Raw genomic sequence first — 25,817 nt, 5'->3', positions numbered from 1 at the left:
TCGCTTACCACTTGTAGGTGGCGCTGGCGACGACACTGCGTTGGTCGCCGTAGTAGCAGTAGAAGCTGTCGCAGGTGGAGATGTAATCCTTGTCGAACAGGTTGGTCGCATTGAGTGCCAGCGATGCGCCTTTGAGGCTGTTGTCCAGACGGCCAAGATCATAATGCACAGTGGCGTCGAACACGGTATAGGCGTCAGCCTTGCCGAGCCAGGTGTTGCCTTGGTCGCCATAGGTGTTGCCGGTGTAACGAACGCCACCGCCTACACCGAAGCCATCAAGTACACCTGCGTGCCAAGTGTAATCGGCCCAGAGCGAGGCTTGCTGGTTCGGCATCAACTGCAGACGATTGCCCTTGAAATCACCTTTTTGCACTTCGGATTTGGCCAGGGTGTAAGCGGCAATGAGTTTCAGGTTATCGGTGACGTCCGACGTCGCTTCCAGCTCAAGGGCTTTGACCTTCACTTCACCGGTCTGGCTGGTGATTGGCACTGAGCCGACCGTGGTGGTGACGGCGACGTTCTCCTGAGTCAGGTTGTACACCGCGGCGCTGAGCAAGGTTTTGCTGCCCGGTGGCTGGTACTTGATGCCCAACTCCCACTGCTTGCCCTCGGTCGGTTTGAGCGAACCGGTGGACGTGGCATCGGCGCCAGTGGTGGTCTGGAACGATTCGGCATACGACAGATACGGCACGAAACCGTTGTCGAATACGTAGCTGATTGCTGCGTTGCCACTGAATGCCTTGTCGCGCGAGGTGTTGGTGGCGTCACTGTTGTTGAAGAATTTGGTGCTGGTGTGCACCCAGTCTTCGCGCCCGCCAAGGGTCAGGCGCCATTGGTCGAGCGCCATCTGATCCTGAACGTAGAGGCCGGTCTGGAAGGTCTTCTGGTCGTAGTCGTAGAACGCGGTGGAGCGATCCGGGCGCACGATCGGCTGGCCATAGATCGGACTGACAACGTTGGTGTCCAGGCCATTGCCGAAGATCGAGATGTAATTGGTATTGCTGCGCTGATGATCGAGACCCAACAGCAGCGTGTGGCTGACATCGCCGGTGGCAAAGTCTGCCTGGAAGTTGTTGTCCACGGCGAACTGGCTGATGTCTTCGTCGACCACGGTGGACGTGCGCCCGACGTTGCCCTGGTCATCCACTTCAGTGAACGGATACGAGCCAACGGTCAGGCCTTGAAACGATAGATCCGACTTGGTGTAACGCAGGTTCTGCCTGAACTGCCAGACGTCATTCAATCGATGTTCGAATGCGTAGCCCAATGCGTAGTAGGTACGGTCGTAGTATTCCCAATCCGGATCGCCGAGGTTTTTGTGGTGAGACGCGTCACCGAACGGCATGTCGATTCTGGTGCCCTGGATCGGCAGGAACTGGCTGGTGATGCCGGTATCGTCGCGGGTGAACTGGGTCAGCAGGGTGAACCGGGTGTCGTCGTCGATATTCCAGGTCACGCTCGGCGCGATGTTGTAGCGCTTGTTGTCGACGTGATCGATCTGCGTGCCGCTGTCGCGCACCACGCCGCTGATGCCATAGAGAAACTGCCCGGCCTCATCGATCTTGCCGGTGCTGGCGAAGTTGATCTGACGATGATTATCGCTGCCGTATTGCAACTGGATTTCGCTGCTCGCTTCAGCGCTTGGACGTCGGCTGACCATGTCCAGCAGGCCGCCCGGCGGGGTCTGGCCGTAAACCGACGAGGCCGGGCCGCGCAGCAGGGCGAGGCGGTCGAGGTTCCAGGTCTCCTGTTTCGGGTTGGCATACACGCCTCTTGGCAGCGGCAGACCGTCGAGGAATTGCGTCGGTTCGAACCCGCGTACGCGCAGCCAGTCGGCGCGGGTGTCGCTGCCGTAGCTGCTGGCGGTGATGCCCGGCATGTAGCGCACGGCATCATCGAGACTGTGCACGCTGCGGTCGTCCATTTGCTGGCGGGTGGCAACCGAAATCGAACGCGGCGCCTCCACCAGCGCGGTGTCGGTCTTGGTGCCGGCGGCGGTGCGGGTGGCGGTGTAGCCTTCGACCGGGCCCCAGGCGCTTTCCAGGTTTTCTACGCCGATGATCGCAGTTTCCGGCAAAGCCATCGCCCCGTCAGGCACGGCAACCAGGGTGTAGGTACCCGCGCTGCTCTGTTCCAGTTGCAGACCGGTGCCGCGCAATGCTGCCTGCAGGGCGCCGGCCGCGTCGTACTGGCCGTTGACTGGCGCCGAGGTCTTGCCCGCCGCCAGCGCCGGATTCAGCGACAGCGCGAGGCCGCCCTGGCTGGCAATCTGATTCAGCGTGGTCGACAGCGGCGCTGCCGGCAGGTTGTAGGCACGCACGCTGGACGCTTGTTCGGCGGCAAGCAACGGGCTGCTGATCAGCGGGGCGCTCAGCGCAATGGCGACGGCCAGCAGACTGGGGCGCAACAAGGTGTCTAGCGAACGGGACATACGGCGGCTCCTGAATGGAAATATTTCTCAATTGCCTGTGTGCCGGACGAAAATCACAAAGTGATAGGGCGCAATGAAAATAAAAAACGACCTGATGAAATGGAGGCTGTTGTGTCCTCATCGCTGGCAAGCCAGCTCCCACAGGAATCTGCGGTCATCATCAATTTTGCGAGCGGCACTGAAACCTGTGGGAGCTGGCTTGCCAGCGATGGGGACCGTTCGGACACCGCATCACTCGGGTTTGGTCTCAGCCTTCGCCACGGTCACCCAGTACGGCGTATGCCGCTCGATCTGCACCGGCAGGGTCGGCAGCAATGCGCTCAGCGCTTTGTCGGTATCGTGCAGCGGGAAGCTGCCGGTAATGCGCAAATCCGCGACGTCCGGCGCCACGCCCAGATGCCCGCGACGATAGCGCGCCAATTCATTTATCAGATCGCCCAGCCGCGCGTTGTCCACCACCAGCATGCCGCGCGTCCAGGCATCGGCACCGGGGGCGAGGGTGGCAATCGAGCCCATGCCGTTACTGCGCAAGAGCACTTGCTGGCCTTCGCGCAGAATCTGTTCTTCCGGGCTCGCTTGGGCATGTGCCGCGACCGCCGACTGCAACACGCTCAGGCGCGTGCCGTCGTCTTCGCGCTTGACCAGAAACCGCGTGCCCAGCGCACGCATGCTGCCCTCGCGGGTTTCGACGATAAAGGGACGTGCGTCGCCATGGCCGGTTTCGACGAGGATTTCGCCTTCCTGCAGCACGATCAAGCGGCGCTGGTCGTCGAAACGCACGTCCACCGCGCTGTGCGTATTGAGTTGCAGCACTGTACCGTCGGCGAGGCGCAGAGTGCGTTGCTCGCCGGTGGCGGTGCGCTGGTCGGCAAGCCAGTAATCCAGCGGCAGGTAACGCTCACTGACGAACAGACTCAGACCGACCACCAGCAAAACGCTCGCCAGCCCGCTGCCGAGCTTGCGCACGCGTCGACGAATACCCTCGCGCGATTGCAACAAGGCGCTGCGAGCCGGGCCTTTGGCGACGCTGAAACGTTGGTCGAGCATGCCCAACTGGCGCCAGGCGCGGGCATGTTCTTCATGGGCGGCATGCCATTTGGCGAATTCCTCGCGTTCCAGCGCGGTACTCGAATCCAGGGTCAATTGCCAGGCAATCGCCGCGTCCAGCACGTGCGCCGGCACGGGTCTGGAGCTGGCCGCACTCATGTCGGCTCACCGTACAGGGCGACATAGCACTGGCGAATGCCCTGCGCCAGATATTGGCGCACGCGCGGCACCGATACGCCAAGTCTGGCGGCGATCTCGGCATGGCTGAGGCCATCGAGGCGGTTATAAAGGAAAGCGGCGCGGGCCTTGGTCGACAGTTTGCCGAGCAAGCGGTCGATGGCTTTGAGGTCTTCGAGGATCATTTGCTGTTCTTCCACCGACGGCTGTTCGCCCTCGGGGATCAACATCAGCTCGGTGAGGTAGGCCTGTTCCAGCGCAGCGCGGCGGAAGTAATCGAACAGCAGACCCTTGGCGATTGCCAGCAGAAACGCCCGAGGTTCGCGGGGTGTCAGCCATTCGTCGCGGCCAAGCAGGCGCACGAAGGTGTCCTGGCTCAGATCCTCGGCACGCTGAGGACACGCCACATTGCGCCGCAGCCAAGCCAATAGCCAACCGCGATGGTCGCGATACATCGCACCAACGAGTTCACTGTGAGGACTTTGGGCTGAAGGCACCGAATATCACCGATTGGGAAATATTAACTAACGCGAATTGTTCGCGATTCTCGCAGAGGTGGGAATGGTTAGCAATTGGCCACTTGTCAGATGACAACGCATCCCCTTGTAGGAGCTGCCGAAGGCTGCGATCTTTTGATCTTTATAAACAGCAAGATCAAAAGATCGCAGCCTTCGGCCGCTCCTACAGGGGTTTTGTTAGAAAGAGGGCGTTTGTTGCCGCCGCTTCCACTGGCTCAAGCGCTGCTGCAGATTCAACGGGCTATGAATCTGCTGCGCTCGCGCCCGGCTGAACAGGATCAACGCCAGTTCCGCCGTGGCCAGCGCATCGGCACTCGCGTTGTGCCGCTCGAACACTTCCAGCTTGAACCAGCCGATCCACTCGTCCAGCCCGGCCTCGCGAATCTGCGCTTGCGGACACAGCAGCGGGGCGATATCCGCCACGTCCAGAAATGTCGGCTGCAGCTTGTGCCCCAGATGTTCCTTCACCGCGCGCCCGAGCATGTGCTGATCGAAGGGCGCATGGAACGCCAGCACCGGACTGTCACCAATGAACTCCAGCAATTGCAGGAGCGCTTCGGCCGGATCACTGCCCGCCGCAATCGCATTCGGCCCCAACCCATGAATCAACACGCTGGGGCTGAGCTTCAGCTCACGGCATTGCAGGGTGCGCTCGAATTGCTGGCTGAAGTCGATCGCGCCATCCTCGATCACCACCGCGCCAATCGACAGCACCCGATCCTTGTTCAGATTGAGCCCGGTGGTTTCCAGATCCAGCACCACCCAGCGCTGCTCGCGCAGGCTGCATTCGCTCAGGGCGGTGACCACCGGCAACTTCGCCAAGCGCTGCTGCAGATTCTCCGACACCACGGGACTTGCCGGACGCAGCCAGGAGAACAGGCTCATAGCTGATACCGCAACGCCAGACTGCTTTGCAGGCGCTGCGCCTGGCGCAACGATTCGCGCAGGATTCGGCGGTCGAGGTGATTGAGGCTGTCGGGATCGACGCGGTTGGAGTAGGGCAGGTTCTCGCGGGTCTGTAATTGATGCTGTTGCATGCGCGTTTGCTGAATGAAGTGATAAGCCTCCTCATACGCGGCGCCGTCCAGCCGTTCGATCACCTCTTTGGCGACCAGCTGACGGAAGCGTTCGAGGGTATTGTTGGCATCGATACCATGGGCCAGCGCCAGCAATCGCGCGCCATCCACGAACGGTGTCAGGCCTTGAACCTTGAGGTCCAGCGTGGCTTTCTCGCCATTCTTGCGCGCCAGCACGAACTCGCGGAAGCGTCCCACCGGCGGGCGGTTGCGCAAGGCGTTCTCCGCCAGCATGCGCTGGAACAAACGATTGTCGCCGACCTGATCAAGAATTCCGCGGCGCAACTGTTCACAGCTTTGTTCTTCGCCCCAAACCACGCGCAGATCGAAATAGATGCTTGAGCCGAGCAGGTTTTCCGGTGTCGCCTCTCGAATGAATGCCGCGAAGCGCCGCGCCCATTCGGCCCGCGACAGACACAGCTCGGGATTGCCGGCCATGATGTTGCCCTTGCACAACGTAAAGCCACATTGCGCCAGGCTTTGGTTGACCTGCTGGGCGATCGGCAGCAACTTGCCGCGAATCTCCGCCGCATGGGCCGCATCACGGGCATCGAACAGAATGCCGTTGTCCTGATCGGTGTGAAGGGTCTGTTCACGGCGACCTTCGCTGCCGAAACACAGCCAACTGAACGGTACGCCGGGATCGCCTTTTTCGGCGAGCGTCAGTTCGATCACCCGGCACACGGTGTGATCGTTGAGCAGCGTGATGATGTGGGTGATCTGCGTCGAGGACGCACCGTGAGCGAGCATGCGTTCGACCAGTTGGCCGATCTCGCCGCGCAAGTTCACCAATTGTTCAACTCGTTGAGCGCTGCGGATGGTCCGCGCCAGATGCACAAGGTCAACGCGCTGCAGGGAAAACAGATCGCGCTCGGAAACCACCCCGCACAGCCGTTGATCCTTGACCAGGCAGACGTGAGCGATGTGCCTTTCGGTCATGGCAATCGCCGCATCGAAGGCGCTGTGATCCGGTGAAAGATGGAAGGGCGACGGCGTCATGTGGCGCTCGATCGCATCGCTGAAATCGCCAACGCCTTGCGCCACGACATGGCGCAAATCCCGCAGGGTGAAAATCCCCAGCGGTGCTTTGTGTTCGTCGACGACGACGATGCTGCCCACCTGCTGCTCGTGCATCAGCTTCACCGCTTCACGCAGCGGGGTCTCGGCGCTGCACGTCACCGGGTGACGCATGGCCAGTTCGCCGAGGCGGGTATTGAGCGAATACTGAGTGCCGAGGGTTTCCACGGCTTTGCGCTGCACTTGCTGATTGACCTGATCGAGCAGGCTGCTGACGCCGCGCAGGGCGAAGTCACGGAAGCTGTTGGACAGCGCGAACAACTTGATGAACGCCAGTTTGTTTAATTGCAGGCAGAACGTGTCTTCGCCAGCCAGGTGCTCGGTGCGCGTTGCACGTTCGCCGAGCAGCGCGGCCAGTGGAAAACATTCACCGGTGGTGATTTCGAAGGTGGTTTCGGTACCGGGTCGGGTGACGTGCTGGCGCTCGCCCACCACGCGGCCTTGCTTGACGATGTGGAAATGTTCGACCGGGCCGTCGGCGGGTTTGATGATGCTCTCGCCCTGAGCGTAAAAGCGCAGTTGGCATTGCTCCACCAGATAGGCGAGGTGGGCATGTTCCATCTGATTGAAGGGCGGGAAGCGCTGAAGGAATTGCACCGTGCCCTGGATGTTCTGCAATACCGCGGTTTTCCCTGCCTGGGTGAAGGCGTCCGCTTTACTCATAACCATTACCGCAGTCTTTTTCGAATTGTTGTTGTCGGATCGTTACAGCCATGGTCGACCCCTACGGACAGGGTGCCCATTGGACGTAAGTCTAGGTTTTGCCATCATCTGGCGCGTTTCGGAGATGCCCTACGCAAACAGTCGGAAATTCTGCTGCTGACCCCTTGGAAAAAAATCCGACGAAGTGCACATTGAAGCTCTGCCCCGCGATGTCTGACCACTTGCCAAGGGATTGATTTGAACATTTGAGAGCGCCATGTCCGACCACGATATTTTGAGCGATGCCGAGCGAGAAGCGCTCAGCGCAGTGATGCTCGAACCCGATCTGCCACCGCAGCGAGTCTTGATCGTCGATGACGACAAAGATGCCCGGGAACTGCTGTCGGAAATTCTCGCCCTTGATGGCATTCGTTGCATGACCGCCGCCAGCGGTGAAACGGCATTGAAGATGCTTGCCGAGAAACCTTCTATTGGTCTGGTGATCACTGATTTGCGCATGGGTAACGTCGATGGGCTGGATCTGGTTCGACAAGTGCGCGAATCGGTGCGGGCGGCAATGCCGATCATCATTGTCTCGGGCGATGCGGATGTGAAAGACGCCATCGAGGCGATGCATTTGAGCGTGGTGGATTTTCTGCTCAAGCCGATTGATACGGGCAAATTGCTAGCGCTGGTAAAGCATGAGCTGGGCATCGAGCCCTGAGTTTTGAAGAGCAAAAGATCGCAGCCTTCGGCAGCTCCTACAGGTGATCCCCTGTAGGAGCTGCCGAAGGCTGCGATCTTTTTTTACGACCAACAAAAAGCCCTGTCTTTCGATCAGGGCTTCTCCGTTCAAGCATCAGCGTAAGTTACAGGCCGTTAGCCTTTTTGAACTCACGACGACGACGGTGCAGAACCGGCTCGGTATAACCGTTCGGCTGTTTGGTGCCTTCGATCACCAGTTCGACCGCCGCCTGGAAGGCGATGTTGCTGTCGAAGTCCGGGGCCAGCGGGCGGTACAGCGGGTCGTTGGCATTCTGACGGTCGACCACCGGCGCCATGCGCTTGAGGCTTTCCATCACTTGCTCCTCGGTGACGACACCGTGGCGCAGCCAGTTGGCGATGTGCTGGCTGGAAATACGCAGCGTTGCACGGTCTTCCATCAGGCCGACATCATTGATGTCCGGCACTTTCGAACAGCCAACACCCTGATCGATCCAGCGCACCACGTAACCGAGAATGCCCTGAGCATTGTTGTCCAGTTCGTTCTTGATCTGCTCTGGCGTCCAGCTCGGGTTGGCCGCCAGCGGGATGGTCAGGATGTCGTCTACCGAGGCGCGCGCACGTTGGGCCAGTTCGGCCTGACGGGCGAACACGTCGACCTTGTGGTAATGCAGCGCGTGCAGCGCAGCGGCAGTCGGCGAAGGCACCCACGCAGTGTTGGCGCCGGCCAGCGGATGAGCGATTTTCTGCTCGAGCATCGCTGCCATCAGGTCGGGCATCGCCCACATGCCTTTACCGATCTGCGCACGACCTTGCAGGCCAGTGCTCAAACCGATGTCGACGTTCCAGTTTTCATAGGCGCCGATCCACTTCTCAGCCTTCATGTCGGCCTTGCGCACAACCGGGCCGGCTTCCATGGAGGTGTGGATTTCGTCGCCGGTGCGGTCGAGGAAACCGGTGTTGATGAACACCACGCGCTCGCTCGCGGCCTGGATGCACGCCTTGAGGTTGACCGTGGTGCGGCGTTCCTCGTCCATGATCCCGACTTTCAGCGTGTTGCGTTTGAGTCCCAGAACATCTTCGATGCGGCCGAACAGCTCGTTGGTGAACGCCGCTTCTTCCGGGCCGTGCATCTTCGGTTTGACGATGTAGACCGAGCCGGTGCGGGTGTTGCGCCGCGAGGTGTTGCCGTTGAGGTTGTGCATGGCCGCAAGGCAGGTCACCAGACCGTCGAGGATGCCTTCCGGCACTTCGTTGCCCTGACTGTCGAGAATTGCGTCGATGGTCATCAGGTGGCCGACGTTACGCACGAACAACAGCGAACGACCGTGCAACGTCACCTCACCGCCATTCGGCGCGGTGTATGTGCGATCCGGGTTCATGGTGCGAGTGAAGGTCTGGCCGCCCTTGGCGACTTCTTCCGACAGATCGCCCTTCATCAAGCCGAGCCAGTTGCGGTAGATCACCACTTTGTCGTCGGCATCGACGGCGGCCACGGAGTCTTCGCAGTCCATGATGGTGGTCAGCGCCGCTTCCATCAGGATGTCTTTGACGCCAGCGGCATCGGTCTGGCCGACCGGGGTGGAGGCATCGATCTGGATTTCGAAATGCAGACCGTTGTGTTTCAGCAGGATGGCGATTGGCGCGTTGGCGTCGCCCTGGAAACCGATCAGTTGAGCGTCGTCGCGCAGGCCGCTGCTGCTGCCGCCCTTGAGGGTCACGACCAGTTTGCCGTCAGCGATCTTGTAGCCGGTCGAATCGACGTGGGAGCCTGCGGCCAGTGGCGCGGCTTCGTCGAGGAAGGCACGGGCGAAGGCGATGACTTTGTCGCCACGCACCTTGTTGTAGCCTTTGCCTTTTTCTGCGCCACCGTCTTCGCTGACCGCGTCGGTGCCGTAGAGGGCGTCATACAGCGAACCCCAGCGGGCGTTCGAGGCGTTGAGCGCGAAGCGCGCATTCATCACCGGTACAACCAATTGCGGGCCGGCGGTGCGGGCAATTTCATCATCGACGTTTTGCGTCGTCGCCTGGAAATCAGCCGCTTCTGGCAGCAGATAACCGATCTCTTGCAGGAAAGCTTTGTAGGCCACGGCGTCGTGGGCCTGGCCGGCATGCTGCTGATGCCAGGCATCGATGCGCGCCTGGAAGTCATCGCGTTTGGCGAGTAGGGCTTTGTTCTTTGGCGCCAGGTCATGAATGACCTTGTCGGCACCTTCCCAGAATTGTTCGGCGGTGAGACCGGTACCGGGAATGGCTTCGTTGTTCACGAAGTCGAACAGGACTTTGGCGACCTGCAGGCCACCGACTTGAACGTGTTCAGTCATTGCTTGCCTCACTCTGCTCAGCTATTTCGCTTTTCAGCTCTTCAATTTGACAATGAAGCCTCTGGCCATTTAAACCACAAACCTGCCGACCAGTACATGCCATTGCTGGCGGCTGGGCTGGGACCGATCAAAGGCTTGAGGCCTTGCTGACGGGGCTTTCAGGGTTGCGAACATGCCTTGGGCAGACATTGATCCAGCGTTATGTAGTGCGCGCTGCGGCATACTACATGATGAGTTGCGCTTGTGAAAATCAGACTAATTACGTCGTTCTGCGACCTCATGTCGCATTGCGGTCACATCGCGGAACGGGATGTTCTCAAAAAACCAATGGATTGTTCCAGTTAAATATCGAAAGTTGTACACGATTTGTTCTTTCCACAGATCCGCGGTGCCGCCATTCGCGAGCAGGCTCGCTCCCCCAGAGGATCGCATTCTAAATGTGAGAGCGAGCCTGCTCGCGAAAACGCCAGTCCATCCTACGCAAAGCAAGCCCTTGCCTATACTTGCCCTTCGACAACAAGTCACGACAAGAGGGCTGCGCCATGGATCACCTCGTACTCACCGTTTTCGCCGCGGACAAGCCCGGACAGGTGGAGCGCATTGCCCAATGTATCGCCGAGCATGGCGGTAACTGGCTGGAGAGCCGCATGTCGCGGATGGCCGGGCAGTTCGCCGGGATTCTTCGGGTGGGCGTGCCGGCGGAGGCTTACGACGAACTGGTCGATTCCCTGCAAGCACTGGCGGCGCAGGGTATTCGCGTGTTGATCGCCGAAAGCGGTGTCGAGCAATCCTGCACCTGGAAACCGATCGCCATGGAACTGGTTGGCAATGATCGCCCAGGCATCGTCCGCGATATCACCCGCTTGTTGAGCGAGCAGGGCGTGAATCTGGAACGGCTGGTGACGGAAGTGCGCCCGGCCCCGATGAGCAGCGAGCCGCTGTTCCACGCGGAGGCGATTCTGGCGGTGCCGCTCACTTTGTCGCTGGACGTGTTGCAGGCGCGCCTGGAAACCCTGGCGGATGATCTGATGGTCGAACTGGTGTTACGCACAGAGGTTTAAACGCTGGCAGGGTTATTCAGGTTTAACGTGCACCTGCCTGTGGATAACCTGTAGAGACGGGTCGCTAAGCCACACTGGCCGGGGCTTTGCGTCAATTGATCAAAAAACCGCCATCATTCAGTAACTTGCGCACAATCGGCGGGGATCACGTTGTGGATAACCTTGGGAAGGAACGGCGCAGGCCACGAGAACCGTGGCCTGCGAAGGGTTGTGCATTTTTTGATCAGCTGCGGCGACGCAAACTTATCCACGCATCGACGCTGTAGACCGCCAGACCGGCCCAGATAAACATGAACGCAACCAGCGTGCTCGACGACAAATGCTCGCCAAACAGCAACACCGCTTGCAGCAACACTAACGTCGGCGCGATGTATTGCAGGAAGCCGATGGTGGTGTAGGGCAGATGGCGCGTGGCGGCGTTGAAGCACACCAGCGGTATCAGCGTCACCGGGCCGGCGGCCACCAGCCACCAGGCTTCGGACGTGGTCCAGAACGCCGGCTGCACACTCATGGCGGTCTGGTTGAACAGCAACCACGCAATCGCGATCGGCACCAGCATCCAGGTTTCAACTACCAGCCCTGGCAATGCCTTCACCGGTGCCTGCTTGCGGATCAAACCGTAGAAACCGAAGGTCAGCGCCAATGCCAGCGACACCCATGGCAGGCTGCCGACCTGCCACACCTGTTGCGCCACGCCCACCGCCGCCAAACCAACGGCCACCCACTGCATGCGGCGCAGACGTTCACCAAGAAGAACCATGCCCAACAGCACGTTGATCAGCGGATTGATGTAGTAACCCAGACTCGCCTCAAGCATTCGCCCGTTGTTCACCGACCAGACGTAGGTCAGCCAATTGGCCGCGATCAACGTGCCGCTCAAAGCCAGAATCGCCAGACGCTTGGGATTGTCGAGCAACTCGCGCAACCAGCCCGGGTGTTTCCAAACCATCAGCAGCAATGCACCAAAGAGCGCCGACCACAGCACCCGATGAATGATGATCTCGACGGCGGGTACTTCGGCGATGGCTTTGAAATAAATCGGGAACAGGCCCCAGATGATGTAGGCGCTCAGGCCCAGAATGTACCCGCGACGCGGGTTGGCGGCTTGCATGCATAATCCTTGTTCAAGCAGCTGACAAAGGAACGATTGTAAGGAGGTTGTATAGATGTGTCGTGGGAGAAAGCGAAAAGATCGCAGCCTTCGGCAGCTCGTACAGGGGAATGCGATCCATGTAGGAGCTGCCGAAGGCTGCGATCCTTTGATCTTTGATCAGAAAAGTTTCAGCGGTTCTTCATTGAGGGCCGACAGTTGCTCGCGCAACGCCAACACCTGATCGCCCCAATACCGTTCCGTGCCGAACCACGGAAAGCTGTGCGGGAACGCCGGGTCATCCCAGCGCCGCGCCAGCCAGGCGCTGTAGTGCATCAGGCGCAAGGCGCGCAGCGGTTCGATCAGCGCCAGTTCGCGCGGGTCGAAATCGTGGAATTCGTTGTAGCCGTCCATCAGTTCCGACAACTGCCCCAGGCATTCCTGACGGTCGCCGGCGAGCATCATCCAGATATCCTGCACGGCCGGGCCCATACGGCAGTCGTCGAGGTCGACGATGTGGAACATCTCGTCACGGCACATCATGTTGCCGGGGTGGCAGTCGCCGTGCATGCGAATGTTCTGGTGCGGCGTGGTGGCGTAGACATCTTCGACGCGTTTGAGCAGGTCGCGGGCAACCGACTCGTAAGCCGGCAGCAAGCTCTTGGGCACGAAATTGCCCTCAAGCAAGGTATTCAGCGAAGCATGGCCGAAGTTCTGCACGGCAAGCGCTTCGCGATGTTCGAAAGGCTTGGTCGCGCCCACGGCGTGAATGCGCCCCAGCAACTGCCCGAGGCGATACAGCTGATCGAGATTGCCTGGCTCCGGCGCACGGCCGCCGCGACGGGGAAACAGGGTGAAGCGGAAACCGGCGTGTTCGTGCAGGGTTTCGCCATTGTGGACCAGCGGCGCCACGACCGGAATATCAACCCCGGCCAATTCGAAAGTGAATGTGTGCTCTTCGAGAATGGCTTCATCGGTCCAGCGCTGCGGACGATAGAACTTGGCGATCAGCGGCTCAGAGTCTTCGATGCCGACCTGATAGACACGGTTTTCGTAGCTGTTGAGCGCCAGAATGCGCGCGTCGCTCAGGAAGCCGATGCTTTCAACGGCATCCAGGACGAGATCGGGGGTGAGGGTTTCAAACGGGTGGGCCATGCTGACTCCTGCGCGCAGCAGGCTGCTGCGTCCGGCTCGGCATGGTAGCGCAGATGGCAGCGGGGGAGGTGGTTGGTGTCCTTGCTGATGCCATCGCTGGCAAGCCAGCTCGCACAGGTTCTGCGCAAGACCTGTGGGAGCTGGCTTGCCAGCGATGAGGGCTTATCAGGCGCCGACGATCCCGCCATCCTCCCGGGTAATCGCCATCACCGACGACCGCGGCTTGCCATTCGGCAAATGCTCAGGGAAGGTCGAGCCACCGTTCTCGCCCGGATGCTGAATCCCGACGAACAAGGTTTTCTGATCCGGAGAAAAGCTGATTCCCGTCACTTCACAACCAATCGGCCCCACCATGAACCGGCGAATCTCACCGGTCGCAGGATCAGCACAGAGCATCTGATTGTTGCCCATCCCGGCGAAGTCGCCGGCATTGCTCGAATCGCCGTCGGTGAGAATCCACAGGCGCCCAGCCTTGTCGAAACCCAAGCCGTCCGGGCTGTTGAACATGTTTTGCGGGGTGATGTTCGCTGAGCCGCCCTTCGGCGTGCCGGCATGCACGCCGGGATTGCCGGCAACCACGAACAGATCCCAGGCAAATGTCTTGGCGGCGTGATCATCGCGGTCGGTGCGCCAGCGCAGAATCTGTCCGTAGACGTTCTTCTCGCGCGGGTTCGGCCCGCCGACAGGCTGCCCGTCTTCGCCGCGTTTAGCGTTGTTGGTCAGGGTGCAATAGACCTGGCCATCCTTGGGGCTGACCACGATCCATTCCGGGCGATCCATGCGCGTCGCGCCGACCACACTGGCGGCGAGGCGCGCGTGAATCAGCACTTCAGCCTGATCGGCAAAACCGCTGCTGGCGTCGATACCGTTCTTGCCATGGGTCAGTTCAATCCATTGGCCCTGGCCTTTCGGGTGATCCGCGTTGCCGTCGCCGGCATCGAATTTGGCTACATACAAAGTGCCGTGATCGAGGATGTCGCGGTTGGCCTTCTGATTGCGATGATTGATGCGATCGCGGCTGACGAATTTGTAAATGAACTCGCCGCGCTCGTCGTCGCCCATGTACACCACGGCGCGACCGTCATCGGTCTCGGCCAGTGCGGCGTTTTCATGTTTGAAGCGGCCCAGCGCGGTGCGTTTGACCGGCGTCGATTGCGGATCGAACGGGTCGATCTCGACCACCCAGCCGTGACGGTTGAGTTCGTTCGGGTTTTTCGCCATGTCGAAGCGCGGGTCGTGCGGGTGCCAGTTGATCTCTTTGCTGGTGGCAACGACGCCATAGCGTTTTTGCGCGGCATCGAATTGTTGTTGCGCGTTGCTGCTGCCAAAACAATCAGTGAAGTTCTCTTCGCAGGTCAGGTAGGTGCCCCACGGCGTTTTGCCGTTGGCGCAGTTCTGGAAGGTGCCGAGAACTTTCTTGCCGTGCTTGTCGGCGGCGGTTTTCATCAAGTCGTGGCCGGCGGCCGGGCCGCTGATGCGCAGCGGCGAGTTGCCATGGATACGACGGTTGTAGCGCGAGCCCTGGACGAACTGCCACTGGCCGTTCCTGCGCTGCACTTCGATCACCGACACGCCTTCACAGGCCAGTGCCTTGCGCACGTCCTCGGCCGACTGCGGCATGCCGCCGTGCGGATACAGGTAGCGATAGTTGGTGTACTCGTTGTTGATCGCCATCAACGCGCGGTTTTTGTCATCAGGGAAAGCGAACAGGCTCATGCCGTCGTTGTTGTCGCCGAACTGCACTTCCTGAGCGGCAGCGGTTCCGTTCCCGCTCGGGTCGAAGGCCGGGCCGTTCTTGTGCAGTGGCTGGCCCCAACTGATCAGCACCGAAGACTTGTAGCCCTTGGGCAGGCTGATCGCGTCAGTGGTCGCCGCCGGGATGCTCTCGAAACCGAGCAGGCGACTGTTGCCGGCGCTGACGCTGGCGGCCAGGACGCTGCGGCTCAGCAGATTGCCACCGAGGAACATTGCCGCGCCGCACAACGCCCCAGCGCTGATGAAACCGCGACGGCTGAGGCCGACCATTTTTTCCAGGTCTGTGGATTGGTTTTCTTCTAATAGGCTCACATCAGGCTCCCTGCATGGTTATGGCCAACACCTTAATGCGGGTCGATGACGCTTTTGTTGCAGGCTCGGATCAGAGCGGTGTGCCGATCAGCACGTTGGATGGCGAGAACTGCACCCGCACCGGTTGGCTGACAGCCAGGCGCTGGCTGCGCAGGTGCAGCGGTTCGGCCAACGCGCAAAGGGTGTGGCCGTTGGCCAGGGAAATGCGCACTTCGCTGGGGCCGTCTTCAGCATCAAGAATCGCGTCGATGGTGCCTTTGAGAAGATTATGACCGGGCGTTGCAGGCTGCTCTTCGCCAAGCAATTCAAGCCAGCCGGCCTTTATCAATGCCACGACTTCAGTGCCCGCCTGCAAGTCGAGATGCACGGTACTGTCGTGGGTGATCTGCGCGTCGAGGCACAGGTCTGCGGCCAGTTCCAGGCGAATCAGGTCGTTGCGCCCTTGAGCCAGAATCGCCACGACCGTGCCGTGCAGCTGATTGCGTGCGCTGGTTCTGAGCATGAGTCGCCCGAGCAGATCGAGATCGCTGGTGTCTTCCGCCGCTTCCAGGACCTGCGCCTGCAAGGCTTGCAGCTTTTGATAGAGGCGCAGCACGCGCTCGCCTTCGCTGGAAAGTTTCGCACCGCCGCCGCCCTTGCCGCCCACCACGCGCTCGACGAGGGGATTCTGCGCCAGATTGTTCAGCTCATCGATCGCATCCCACGCCGCTTTGTAACTCAGCCCGGCGCTTTTCGCCGCGCGGGTGATCGAGCCCTGCTCGGCGATGTGTTGCAGCAGGGCGATACGCTGCGGGCGGCGGACGATGTGCTGGGAGAGGAGGGTGGGCAGGGACATATGGAACGCTTCGGTCGGAACGGTGAGTGGACGTTGGCTGCGTAGAACGCATGAGTCAAGCCCCACATGGTCCCCTGTAGGAGCTGCGGCACGCTGCGATCTTTTGATTGTAAAAAAAGGATCAAAAGATCGCAGCGTGCCGCAGCTCCTACAGGGGGTTGGTGTTGGCTTCACGTGCCGGGCTTCGGCGTGCGGGCGAGGCAGTAAACGTCGACTCGCGCCGCACCTGCATTGATCAACGACCGCGCCAGTGCCTGAGCAGTCGCACCGGTGGTCAACACATCATCGACCAGGGCCAGATGCCGCCCCTTCACAGCTGCGTCGGGTGCCAGCGCAAAGGCATTGCGCAAGTTGCGTTTGCGCGATTTGGCGTCCAGATTCTGCTGCGCATCGGTGTCGTGGATGCGCAGCAATGTCTGTTCTTCACAGGGCAAATCCAGCGATTCACTCAACCAGCGCGCCAGCATGGCGGCCTGGTTAAATCCCCTTTGCCGGAGCCGTTTATTCGCCAGCGGCACTGGCAGCAAGGTATCGGGCCTGGGCAGGCCTTCATCGAAACGATGTTGCAGGTATTGGCCGAGAAGCTCGGCGAGCAAGCGACCAAACGGCCATTTCGCGTTGTGTTTAAACCGTGTAATCAAACTGTCGACCGGGAAGCCATAAACCCACGGCGCGACTACCTGTTCGAAGGCCGGCGGCTCTAGCAGGCAATCTCCGCAAGTCAGGCTATCTGCGCTCAGCGGCAAGGCGCAGGTCTGGCAATGGCTGCCGAGCCAGGGCAGCTCGGTTTCGCAGGCTACGCACATTGGCATTTCTGCGTCTGTGGGCTCATCACAAAGGATGCACGTTTGTACGTTTTTTAAACAGATGTAAACCAGTGTTTTGTATCGTGGTTGACAGCGCATGGCTCTTCCTTAAATATGCCGAACATCCGTGTAGCGCCTGTGGATATTCCGTTTCCCCAGCCGCAGCCAAGCATACCCAAGGAATTAGCCATGAGCGCGAGCACCACCGCCACCCTGCGTCACGACTGGTCTCTGGCCGAAGTCAAAGCACTCTTCGTACAGCCATTCAACGACTTGCTGTTCCAGGCGCAAACGGTGCACCGCTCGCATTTCAACGCCAACCGCGTTCAGGTCTCGACCTTGCTGTCGATCAAGACCGGTGCCTGCCCGGAAGACTGCAAGTACTGCCCGCAGTCCGGCCACTACAACACCGGCCTGGAAAAAGAAAAATTGATGGAAGTGCAAAAGGTCCTCGAAGAGGCGGCCCGCGCCAAAGCCATCGGTTCGACGCGATTCTGCATGGGCGCGGCGTGGAAACATCCGTCGGCCAAAGACATGCCCTACGTGCTGAAGATGGTCGAAGGCGTGAAAGCCCTGGGCCTGGAAACCTGTATGACCCTTGGGCGTCTCGATCAGGAACAGACTGAAGCGCTGGCCAAGGCCGGCCTCGATTACTACAACCACAACCTCGACACCTCGCCGGAGTTCTACGGCAGCATCATCACCACCCGCACCTACAGCGAGCGCCTGCAAACGCTGGCCTATGTGCGTGAGTCGGGGATGAAGATCTGCTCCGGTGGCATTCTCGGCATGGGCGAGTCGCTGGATGACCGCGCCAATCTGCTGATTCAGCTGGCCAACCTGCCGGAGCATCCGGAGTCGGTGCCGATCAACATGCTGGTCAAAGTCGCCGGTACGCCGCTGGAGAATGCCGAAGACATCGATCCGTTCGACTTCATCCGCATGCTTGCGGTCGCACGCATCCTCATGCCGCAATCCCACGTGCGCCTGTCCGCCGGTCGCGAAGCGATGAACGAACAAATGCAGGCCCTGGCTTTCTTTGCCGGTGCCAATTCGATTTTCTACGGCGACAAATTGCTGACCACCGCCAATCCGCAGGCCGACAAGGACATGCAATTGTTCGCGCGTCTCGGTATCCAGCCGGAGGCTCGCGAAGAGCATTCCGATGAGGTTCATCAGGCTGCGATCGAGCAGGCGCTGATAGAGCAGAACAGCAGCGAGCAGTTCTATAACGCTGCGATCTGACCGCTTGGCACATTCCATGTAGGAGCTGCCGCAGGCTGCGATCTTTTGCTCTTGCTTGCTGTTAAACAGGATCAAAAGATCGCAGCCTGCGGCAGCTCCTACAGAGTTTATTTACTGTCGAGGCCTGCATGTCTTTCGATCTCGCCGCACGCCTTGCTGCCCGTCGTGCCGAAAATCTCTACCGCCAGCGACCACTGCTAGAGTCCCCGCAGGGGCCGCAAGTGGTGGTCGACGGCCAACCGCTGCTGGCTTTCTGCAACAACGACTATCTGGGCCTGGCCAATCACCCGCAAGTGATCGAAGCCTGGCGCGCGGGGGCGGAACGCTGGGGTGTCGGCGGCGGAGCCTCGCATCTGGTGATCGGCCACAGCGGCCCGCATCACGCCTTGGAAGGAGCCTTGGCCGAATTCACCGGGCGCCCGCGTGCGCTGCTGTTCACCACCGGCTACATGGCCAACCTTGGCGCGGTCACGGCGTTGGTCGGGCAGGGTGACACGGTGCTGGAAGATCGGCTGAACCACGCCTCGTTGCTCGATGCCGGTCTGTTGTCCGGGGCGCGTTTCAACCGTTATCTGCACAACGACGCCGAGAGCCTGGCGAAGCGACTGGAGAAAGCCACCGGCAATACGCTGGTGGTGACTGATGGCGTGTTCAGCATGGATGGCGATATCGCCGATCTGCCGGCGGTTGCGCGCGAAGCCAAAGCCAAAGGCGCGTGGCTGATGGTCGATGATGCCCATGGCTTCGGCCCGTTGGGTGCCCATGGTGGCGGTATTGTCGAGCATTTCGGTTTGAGCCAGGAAGACGTGCCGGTTCTGGTCGGCACCCTGGGCAAAGCCTTTGGCACTGCGGGAGCTTTTGTTGTCGGCAGTGACGACCTGATCGAAAGCCTGATCCAGTTTGCCCGTCCGTACATTTACACCACCAGCCAGCCGCCGGCGCTGGCCTGCGCCACCCTGAAAAGTCTTGAGCTGCTGCGTAGCGAACACTGGCGTCGCGGGCATTTGCAGACACTGATTCGCCAGTTCCGCCACGGCGCCGAGCAGATCGGTCTCGAATTGATGGACAGCTTCACGCCGATTCAGCCGATCATGATTGGCGATGCCGGGCGCGCGGTGCGCCTCTCACAAATGCTGCGCGAGCGCGGGTTGATGGTCACCGCGATCCGTCCGCCCACAGTGCCAGCCGGCAGCGCGCGGTTGCGGGTGACCCTGACCGCAGCGCACAGCGAGGCGCAGGTGCAGCTATTGTTGGATGGGCTGGCCGATTGCTTTGCCCAACTGCCGAGGGAGTCAAGCCATGCGTGATCGCCTGATTTTGCTGCCCGGCTGGGGCCTCGGGATTTCGCCGATGGAGCCTCTGGCTGCGGCTTTGCAGGGGCTCGACGAACACCTGAAGGTCGAAATCGAACCGTTGCCGGAGCTGGCATCGAGCGACCCGCGAGACTGGCTCGATGAACTGAATGAGCGCATTCCTCAGGACGTCTGGCTCGGCGGCTGGTCGCTGGGCGGCATGCTCGCGTCTGAATTGGCGGCACGCCGCGGCGAGCGTTGCTGCGGCTTGCTGACACTGGCGAGCAATCCTGCCTTTGTCGCTCATGAGCAGTGGCCGAATGCGATGCCGGCCGAGACTTTCGACGGCTTTCTCGCTGGTTGCCGAGACGACGCGCGCACGACTCTCAAGCGTTTTTCCCTGTTGTGTGCCCAAGGCGCGCAGGACTCAAGGGGGCTTTCACGCTTGCTGCTTGGCGGGGCGCCGAACGTCGCGCCTGCAACATTGATGGCCGGCCTGCAATTGCTTGCGCAAATGGACACCCGCGGCGCGCTGCAAGGATTCCGCGGGCCGCAGTTGCATCTGTTCGCCGGTCAGGATGCCTTGGTGCCGGCGGAAGCGGCGGGGGCGTTGTTTGCGCTGTTGCCAGATATCGAAATTGGTCTGATCGAACAGGCCAGCCATGCGTTTCTTCTGGAAGATCCCCACGGATTGGCGGGTGCGATCCAGGCTTTTTTACATGAGTGCGGTGATGACTGATTTGTCTCTTGCGCTGCCTGGCGGCTTGCCTGACAAGCGTCAGGTCGCAGCCTCGTTTTCTCGCGCGGCGGCCAGTTACGACAGCGTCGCCGAGTTGCAGCGCGATGTTGGTACGCAGTTGATCCAGCGCTTGCCGACGGATTTCGTGCCGTTGTGCTGGCTGGATTTGGGCTGTGGCACTGGTTATTTCACTCGTGCGTTAGCTCTACGATTCACCGAGGGCGATGGGTTGGCGCTGGACATTGCCGAGGGCATGCTCAATCACGCGCGTCCGCTGGGCGGCGCGCAGCATTTCATCGCTGGCGATGCGGAGCGGTTGCCGCTGAAGGACTCGAGCTGCGATCTGATTTTTTCCAGCCTCGCGGTGCAATGGTGCGCCGACTTTGAAGCGGTGCTCAGCGAAGCTTTTCGGGTGCTGAAACCGGGCGGTATGTTCGCGTTTGCTAGTCTTTGCGCAGGGACGCTGTTTGAGCTGCGCGACAGTTGGCGGCAGGTCGACGGGCTGGTGCACGTCAATCGCTTCCGCGAATTCGCCCGTTATGAGCAGCTGTGCGCCGGGAGTGGTTTGCGCACGCTGAGCCTGACGAATGTGCCGCACGTTTTGCATTACCCGGATGTGCGCAGCTTGACTCACGAATTGAAGGCTTTAGGTGCGCATAATTTGAATCCCGGACGGCCCGGTGGGTTGACCGGGCGTGCTCGGATTCTCGGGCTGGTCGAGGCTTACGAGCAGTTTCGCCAGGCGCCGGGATTGCCGGCGACTTACCAGGTGGTCTACGCCGTGATGGAGAAACCCGTATGAGCGCAGCCTATTTCATCACCGGAACTGATACCGATGTCGGCAAGACCACCGTGGCTGCGGGGTTATTGCACGCGGCGCGTTCATCGGGACTCAGCACCGCGGCGGGCAAACCGGTGGCTTCGGGGTGTGACGTCACACCCAAAGGCTTGCGCAACGCTGACGCTCTGGCGTTGCTGGCCGAATGTTCATTGCCGCTGACTTATCAACAGGTCAATCCGCTGGCATTCGAACCGGCCATCGCTCCGCATCTGGCGGCGCGTGAGGCGGGCGTGGCGCTGACGGTGCAATCGCTGCTGACGCCGATGCGCCAGATTCTGGCAATGAATGCCGATTTTACTTTGATCGAAGGGGCCGGTGGCTGGCGGGTGCCTTTGGCCGATCAAGACAATCTTTCGGATCTGGCGATCGCGCTCAGGCTGCCGGTGATTCTGGTGGTCGGCGTGCGTCTGGGCTGCATCAGTCACGCACTGTTGACGGCTGAGGCGATCGCCCGTGACGGTTTGCAGTTGGCGGGATGGGTGGCGAATATCATTGATCCGAAGACGTCGCGGCTGGAAGAGAATCTTGCCACGTTGGCCGAGCGGATTCCGGCGCCGTGCCTTGGCCGCGTGCCGAAGCTCAAGGTTCCGAGTGCGGAAGCGGTGGCTGCGCATTTGCAGTTGGATTTGCTCGACTAAGCTTTTCTCTATGAGCAGGCACTGTGCCATTAGTGTTATTGACGGGCGTTTTCCTGCCGCCTCTGCTTCAATGGCGACTATTGATCCTTCCCAAGGATGAGACTTGCTATGGAAATCTCCGGTAACACAGCTTTTTACGCCGGTCTGAGCTCAATTCAGAGCGGAATGAACCGCATCGATCAGGCCGCCAGCCAGATTGCCAACAATACCATCGAGCGCGCGGTGACCAGCCAGTCGTCTGAAGTGCAGGTCGATCGACTGCGTGGTGTGGATCGCAGTCAGCAGTCGGATCTGGCCAGCAATATCGTCGAGATGGCGCAAGGCAAGATCCAGGCTGAGCTGGGCGTGAAGGTTGCGAAGGCTTCCGACGAAGTGCTTGGTACGATCATCGATACGTTTGCCTGATAGTTTCGCTTTCCGTGTTGCCAACGCCGCGCTTTATCGCGGCGTTTTTCATTCCAAGTCCTTCTTCCTCAACTAATCTTTTTTCAACTTCCGTGACCCGTTCGAGTGCATGGTCATTGGCTGCGTCCGGCGTTTGGAAAATGCGATGACGAACGGCAAAAGAACGATGCTTGACAAGATTTCGGCGTAAACGTATGTTTCAAACAACTGTTTGACCGTCACAACAAATCAACGCGGTCGTTCATTCCCGGTTACATCAGCAGAGGTTTATCGCTATGCCTGACTACAAGGCCCCCTTGCGTGATATTCGCTTCGTTCGTGACGAGCTGCTCGGCTACGAAGCGCACTATCAGAGCCTTCCGGCTTGCGCAGACGCAACTCCAGACATGGTTGACGCCATTCTCGAAGAAGGCGCCAAGTTTTGTGAGCAGGTACTGGCACCGCTGAACCGCGTGGGCGACCTCGAAGGCTGCACCTGGAGCGAATCGGGCGTGAAGACCCCGACCGGCTTCAAAGAGGCGTACAAGCAATTCGTCGAAGGCGGCTGGCCAAGCCTGGCGCACGACGTTGAGCACGGCGGTCAGGGTCTGCCTGAGTCGCTGGGTCTGGCGGTGAGCGAAATGGTTGGTGAAGCCAACTGGTCGTGGGGCATGTACCCAGGCCTGTCGCACGGCGCGATGAACACTATTTCCGAGCACGGCACTCCAGAGCAGCAAGAAGCCTATCTGACCAAGCTGGTTTCCGGCGAATGGACCGGCACCATGTGCCTGACCGAACCGCACTGCGGCACCGACCTGGGCATGCTGCGCACCAAGGCCGAGCCTCAGGCCGACGGTTCCTACAAAGTCTCCGGCACCAAGATCTTCATCTCGGCCGGGGAACACGATATGGCCGACAACATCGTCCATATCGTTCTGGCCCGCCTGCCGGACGCACCGGCCGGCACCAAAGGCATCTCGCTGTTCATCGTTCCAAAGTTCATGCCGAACGCTGACGGCACCATCGGCGAGCGCAACGCAGTAACCTGCGGTTCGCTGGAACACAAGATGGGCATCCACGGTAACGCCACCTGCGTGATGAACTTCGATGGTGCTACCGGTTACTTGATCGGCCCGGCGAACAAAGGCCTGAACTGCATGTTCACCTTCATGAACACCGCTCGCCTGGGCACCGCGCTGCAAGGCTTGGCTCACGCCGAGATCGGTTTCCAGGGTGGTCTGAAATACGCTCGCGATCGCCTGCAAATGCGCTCGCTGACAGGCCCGAAAGCGCCAGAAAAAGCCGCTGACCCGATCATCGTCCACCCGGACGTTCGCCGCATGCTGTTGACCATGAAGGCGTTCGCCGAAGGCAACCGTGCGATGGTGTACTTCACTGCCAAACAGGTCGACATCGTCAAGTACGGCGTTGATGAAGAAGAGAAAAAGAAAGCCGACGCACTGCTGGCTTTCATGACGCCGATCGCCAAAGCGTTCATGACCGAAGTCGGTTTCGAAGCCGCCAACCACGGCGTGCAAATCTACGGCGGCCACGGTTTCATCGCCGAGTGGGGCATGGAGCAAAACGTCCGCGACAGCCGCATTTCGATGCTGTACGAAGGCACCACCGGTATTCAGGCGCTCGACCTGCTTGGCCGTAAAGTGCTGATGACTCAAGGCGAAGCGCTGAAGGGCTTTACCAAGATTGTCCACAAGTTCTGCCAGAACAACGAAGGCAACGAAGCCGTTCAAGAGTTCGTCGCTCCGCTGGCAGCGATCAACAAGGAATGGGGTGAGCTGACCATGAAGGTCGGTATGGCTGCCATGAAAGATCGCGAAGAAGTTGGCGCGGCCTCCGTGGATTACCTGATGTATTCCGGTTATGCCTGCCTGGCTTACTTCTGGGCCGACATGGCGCGTCTGGCAGCCGAGAAGCTGGCAGAAGGCACCGGCGACGCGGCGTTCTACACCGCCAAGCTGCAAACCGCGCGCTTCTACTTCCAGCGCATCCTGCCGCGTACCCGTACGCACGTGGCCACCATGCTGTCGGGTGCCAACAACCTGATGGACATGAAAGAAGAAGACTTCGCACTGGGCTACTAAGCCCCCGCGCTGTCTCCGCGAAAACCGCTGCTCCCGTCGGGAGCAGCGGTTTTTTTGTGGGTGAATCGCTCAGATAGTCCGGCGCTCTGCCGTTAAAGAGACAGTGTGTGATCTGGATCACATTGTATGGGCTTGGCTGCACTTTGCAGGCACAATGCCATCTCTTTGCTATGACGGGTCGGAGCTTACCCTTGCCGCGTTCTTCCGCTGTACGTTTCAGCCATTTCCTACCTTCACTGCTGTTATTGCTTGCGGGGTTGGCGGCTGCGTACGTCAAAGACCTCAGCGTGTTTTTCACTTCCCTGTTCAACGTGCTGCCCACTCTGGTTCTGCTGCTGGGCGGTGCGTATTGCGCGGTATACCGACGTCAGCGCGAGTTGTTCCTGATGCTCACGGTTTACATCGCCTACTTCCTGCTCGATACCCAGACCGATTATTACCGCGACAACGGTAAGGTGCGCGAGGACGCCGCCGTGGTCTTCCATCTGGTCTGCCTGTTGTTGCCGTTGTTGTTTGGCCTGTTCGCAGCGTGGCAGGAGCGCACCCACCTGTTTCAGGACATGGTCGCGCGGTTCGCAGTGCTATTGGCATTCGGCAGCGTGGCGCTGGGGCTTGAGCAAAGTTACCCACAGGCGTTGCTGCTGTGGCTGTCGGAAATTCGCTGGCCGGCGCTGCACGGCGCGTGGATGAGCCTGATTCAGCTGTCCTACCCGGTATTCATTTCAGCCTTCGTATTGCTGGCCTGGCAATACTGGCGCAACCCGCGCCCGCTGCACGCCGCGCAACTGGTCGGCTTGCTCGGCGTCTTCTGGATGCTGCCCAAAACCTTCATCCTGCCGTTTACTCTCAACATCATGTGCAGCCAAGTGATGCTGATGATCGCTGCCGCGGTGGCACATGAGGCTTATCAAATGGCCTTTCGCGACGAGCTCACCGGTTTGCCGGGTCGTCGCGCACTGAATGAACGCATGCAGCGCCTGGGACGAAATTACGTGCTGGCAATGAGCGACGTCGATCACTTCAAGAAATTCAACGACACCCATGGTCACGATGTCGGTGACCAGGTCCTGCGTCTGGTCGCCAGCAAGCTGTCCAAGATCAGCGGTGGCGGTAGGGCGTATCGCTATGGTGGTGAGGAATTCGCCTTGGTCTTCGCGGGCAAAACCCTCGAGGAATGCATGCCGCATCTGGAAGTGATTCGCGAGTCGATTGCGTCCTACAGCATTCAGTTGCGCAACCAGGAAAACCGTCCGCAGGACGACCAGCAAGGTCGCCAGCGCCGCAGCGGCTCCGGCGCTTCCAGCGTGTCGGTGACGGTCAGCATCGGTGTTGCCGAGCGCGTTGAACAGCGCACGCCGGAGCAAGTCCTGAAATCCGCCGACGAGGCGCTCTACAGCGCCAAGGGCGCCGGGCGAAACTGTGTCGTTGCGTTCGGCCAGAACCGCCGTGGCGCGGTGCGCATGGATACCGCTGCAGGTTGAGTGATGACAGCGCATTCAGCGTCTGCACAGTGATTGTGGGGCGTGGTGGCCGGCAGTAGGTTGAAA

At 60.1% G+C, this 25,817-nt stretch carries 21 protein-coding genes; 10 read left to right on the top strand and 11 right to left on the bottom strand.

Annotated features, from left to right (window positions below):
* Window positions 1-4 precede the first annotated feature (4 nt).
* The 5 genes from EL257_RS25115 to EL257_RS25095 form a co-directional block, all read right to left on the bottom strand.
* The gene (locus EL257_RS25115) at window positions 5-2,431 is read right to left on the bottom strand and encodes a TonB-dependent siderophore receptor (protein ID WP_126367108.1); all 2,427 of its coding nucleotides are present in this window, start codon (window positions 2,429-2,431) and stop codon (window positions 5-7) included.
* A gap of 231 nt (window positions 2,432-2,662) precedes the next feature.
* Window positions 2,663-3,637: a FecR domain-containing protein gene (locus EL257_RS25110; RefSeq protein ID WP_126367106.1), complete on the bottom strand. Its 975-nt coding sequence runs from the start codon at window positions 3,635-3,637 to the stop codon at window positions 2,663-2,665.
* Complete coding sequence (locus tag EL257_RS25105; protein WP_232013049.1) at window positions 3,634-4,110, bottom strand: RNA polymerase sigma factor; 477 nt, start codon at window positions 4,108-4,110, stop codon at window positions 3,634-3,636. Before EL257_RS25105 ends, EL257_RS25110 begins: the two co-directional genes overlap by 4 nt.
* A gap of 240 nt (window positions 4,111-4,350) precedes the next feature.
* Window positions 4,351-5,058: a PolC-type DNA polymerase III gene (locus tag EL257_RS25100; RefSeq protein ID WP_126367102.1), complete on the bottom strand. Its 708-nt coding sequence runs from the start codon at window positions 5,056-5,058 to the stop codon at window positions 4,351-4,353.
* A complete protein-coding gene (locus EL257_RS25095) occupies window positions 5,055-6,989 on the bottom strand; it encodes a DUF294 nucleotidyltransferase-like domain-containing protein (RefSeq protein ID WP_331852550.1) in 1,935 nt (644 codons plus the stop codon). The genes EL257_RS25100 and EL257_RS25095 overlap by 4 nt, the downstream gene beginning before the upstream one ends.
* Window positions 6,990-7,245: 256 nt before the next feature.
* On the opposite strand from EL257_RS25095, the gene EL257_RS25090 reads away from it, so the two are divergent.
* Window positions 7,246-7,692: a response regulator gene (locus EL257_RS25090; RefSeq protein WP_126367098.1), complete on the top strand. Its 447-nt coding sequence runs from the start codon at window positions 7,246-7,248 to the stop codon at window positions 7,690-7,692.
* A 145-nt stretch (window positions 7,693-7,837) separates the two neighbouring features.
* Here the strand turns inward: EL257_RS25090 and EL257_RS25085 are convergent, their stop codons facing one another.
* Window positions 7,838-10,015, bottom strand: a complete 2,178-nt coding sequence (locus EL257_RS25085; protein ID WP_126367096.1) for a malate synthase G — start codon at window positions 10,013-10,015, stop codon at window positions 7,838-7,840.
* 542 nt (window positions 10,016-10,557) lie between these two features.
* On the opposite strand from EL257_RS25085, the gene EL257_RS25080 reads away from it, so the two are divergent.
* A complete protein-coding gene (locus tag EL257_RS25080) occupies window positions 10,558-11,076 on the top strand; it encodes a glycine cleavage system protein R (protein WP_126367094.1) in 519 nt (172 codons plus the stop codon).
* Between the two features lie 223 nt (window positions 11,077-11,299).
* Here EL257_RS25080 and rarD read toward each other — a convergent pair whose 3' ends face one another.
* From rarD to EL257_RS25055, 5 genes are all read right to left on the bottom strand, one after another.
* Window positions 11,300-12,187 carry an EamA family transporter RarD gene (rarD, locus tag EL257_RS25075; RefSeq protein ID WP_126367092.1) on the bottom strand — a complete coding sequence of 296 codons (888 nt, stop codon included), beginning with the start codon at window positions 12,185-12,187 and terminating at the stop codon, window positions 11,300-11,302.
* 159 nt (window positions 12,188-12,346) lie between these two features.
* Window positions 12,347-13,321 carry a serine/threonine protein kinase gene (locus EL257_RS25070; protein WP_126367090.1) on the bottom strand — a complete coding sequence of 325 codons (975 nt, stop codon included), beginning with the start codon at window positions 13,319-13,321 and terminating at the stop codon, window positions 12,347-12,349.
* 165 nt (window positions 13,322-13,486) lie between these two features.
* A complete protein-coding gene (locus EL257_RS25065) occupies window positions 13,487-15,388 on the bottom strand; it encodes a PhoX family protein (protein WP_126367088.1) in 1,902 nt (633 codons plus the stop codon).
* 70 nt (window positions 15,389-15,458) lie between these two features.
* Window positions 15,459-16,223: a TOBE domain-containing protein gene (locus EL257_RS25060; protein ID WP_126367086.1), complete on the bottom strand. Its 765-nt coding sequence runs from the start codon at window positions 16,221-16,223 to the stop codon at window positions 15,459-15,461.
* A gap of 170 nt (window positions 16,224-16,393) precedes the next feature.
* Entirely contained in the window at window positions 16,394-17,128 is a 735-nt protein-coding gene (locus tag EL257_RS25055) for a ComF family protein (protein WP_126367084.1), read from the bottom strand.
* Between the two features lie 90 nt (window positions 17,129-17,218).
* On the opposite strand from EL257_RS25055, the gene bioB reads away from it, so the two are divergent.
* The 8 genes from bioB (at window position 17,219) to EL257_RS25015 (ending at window position 25,751) form a co-directional block, all read left to right on the top strand.
* Window positions 17,219-18,274 (top strand): biotin synthase BioB, encoded by a 1,056-nt coding sequence (gene bioB, locus EL257_RS25050; RefSeq protein WP_126367082.1) that lies wholly within the window; start codon window positions 17,219-17,221, stop codon window positions 18,272-18,274.
* A gap of 128 nt (window positions 18,275-18,402) precedes the next feature.
* Window positions 18,403-19,581, top strand: coding sequence for an 8-amino-7-oxononanoate synthase (bioF, locus tag EL257_RS25045; protein ID WP_126367080.1), 1,179 nt, complete (start codon window positions 18,403-18,405; stop codon window positions 19,579-19,581).
* Complete coding sequence (locus EL257_RS25040) at window positions 19,574-20,305, top strand: alpha/beta fold hydrolase (RefSeq protein ID WP_126367078.1); 732 nt, start codon at window positions 19,574-19,576, stop codon at window positions 20,303-20,305. The genes bioF and EL257_RS25040 overlap by 8 nt, the downstream gene beginning before the upstream one ends.
* On the top strand, window positions 20,298-21,107 hold the full coding sequence (gene bioC / locus EL257_RS25035; RefSeq protein ID WP_126367076.1) for a malonyl-ACP O-methyltransferase BioC: 810 nt from the start codon (window positions 20,298-20,300) through the stop codon (window positions 21,105-21,107). The genes EL257_RS25040 and bioC overlap by 8 nt, the downstream gene beginning before the upstream one ends.
* Entirely contained in the window at window positions 21,104-21,784 is a 681-nt protein-coding gene (bioD, locus tag EL257_RS25030) for a dethiobiotin synthase (protein WP_126367074.1), read from the top strand. Before bioC ends, bioD begins: the two co-directional genes overlap by 4 nt.
* Before the next feature lie 108 nt (window positions 21,785-21,892).
* Window positions 21,893-22,189, top strand: a complete 297-nt coding sequence (locus EL257_RS25025) for a pyrroloquinoline quinone biosynthesis protein PqqE (protein WP_126367072.1) — start codon at window positions 21,893-21,895, stop codon at window positions 22,187-22,189.
* A 275-nt stretch (window positions 22,190-22,464) separates the two neighbouring features.
* Window positions 22,465-24,270 carry a phenylacyl-CoA dehydrogenase gene (locus EL257_RS25020; RefSeq protein ID WP_126367070.1) on the top strand — a complete coding sequence of 602 codons (1,806 nt, stop codon included), beginning with the start codon at window positions 22,465-22,467 and terminating at the stop codon, window positions 24,268-24,270.
* Window positions 24,271-24,461: 191 nt separating this feature from the next.
* Entirely contained in the window at window positions 24,462-25,751 is a 1,290-nt protein-coding gene (locus EL257_RS25015) for a GGDEF domain-containing protein (protein ID WP_126367068.1), read from the top strand.
* Window positions 25,752-25,817 lie beyond the last annotated feature (66 nt).

The organism is Pseudomonas fluorescens (assembly GCF_900636825.1).
GTDB lineage: Bacteria > Pseudomonadota > Gammaproteobacteria > Pseudomonadales > Pseudomonadaceae > Aquipseudomonas > Aquipseudomonas fluorescens_BG.
This window is presented reverse-complemented; position numbering and strand designations above follow the sequence as displayed.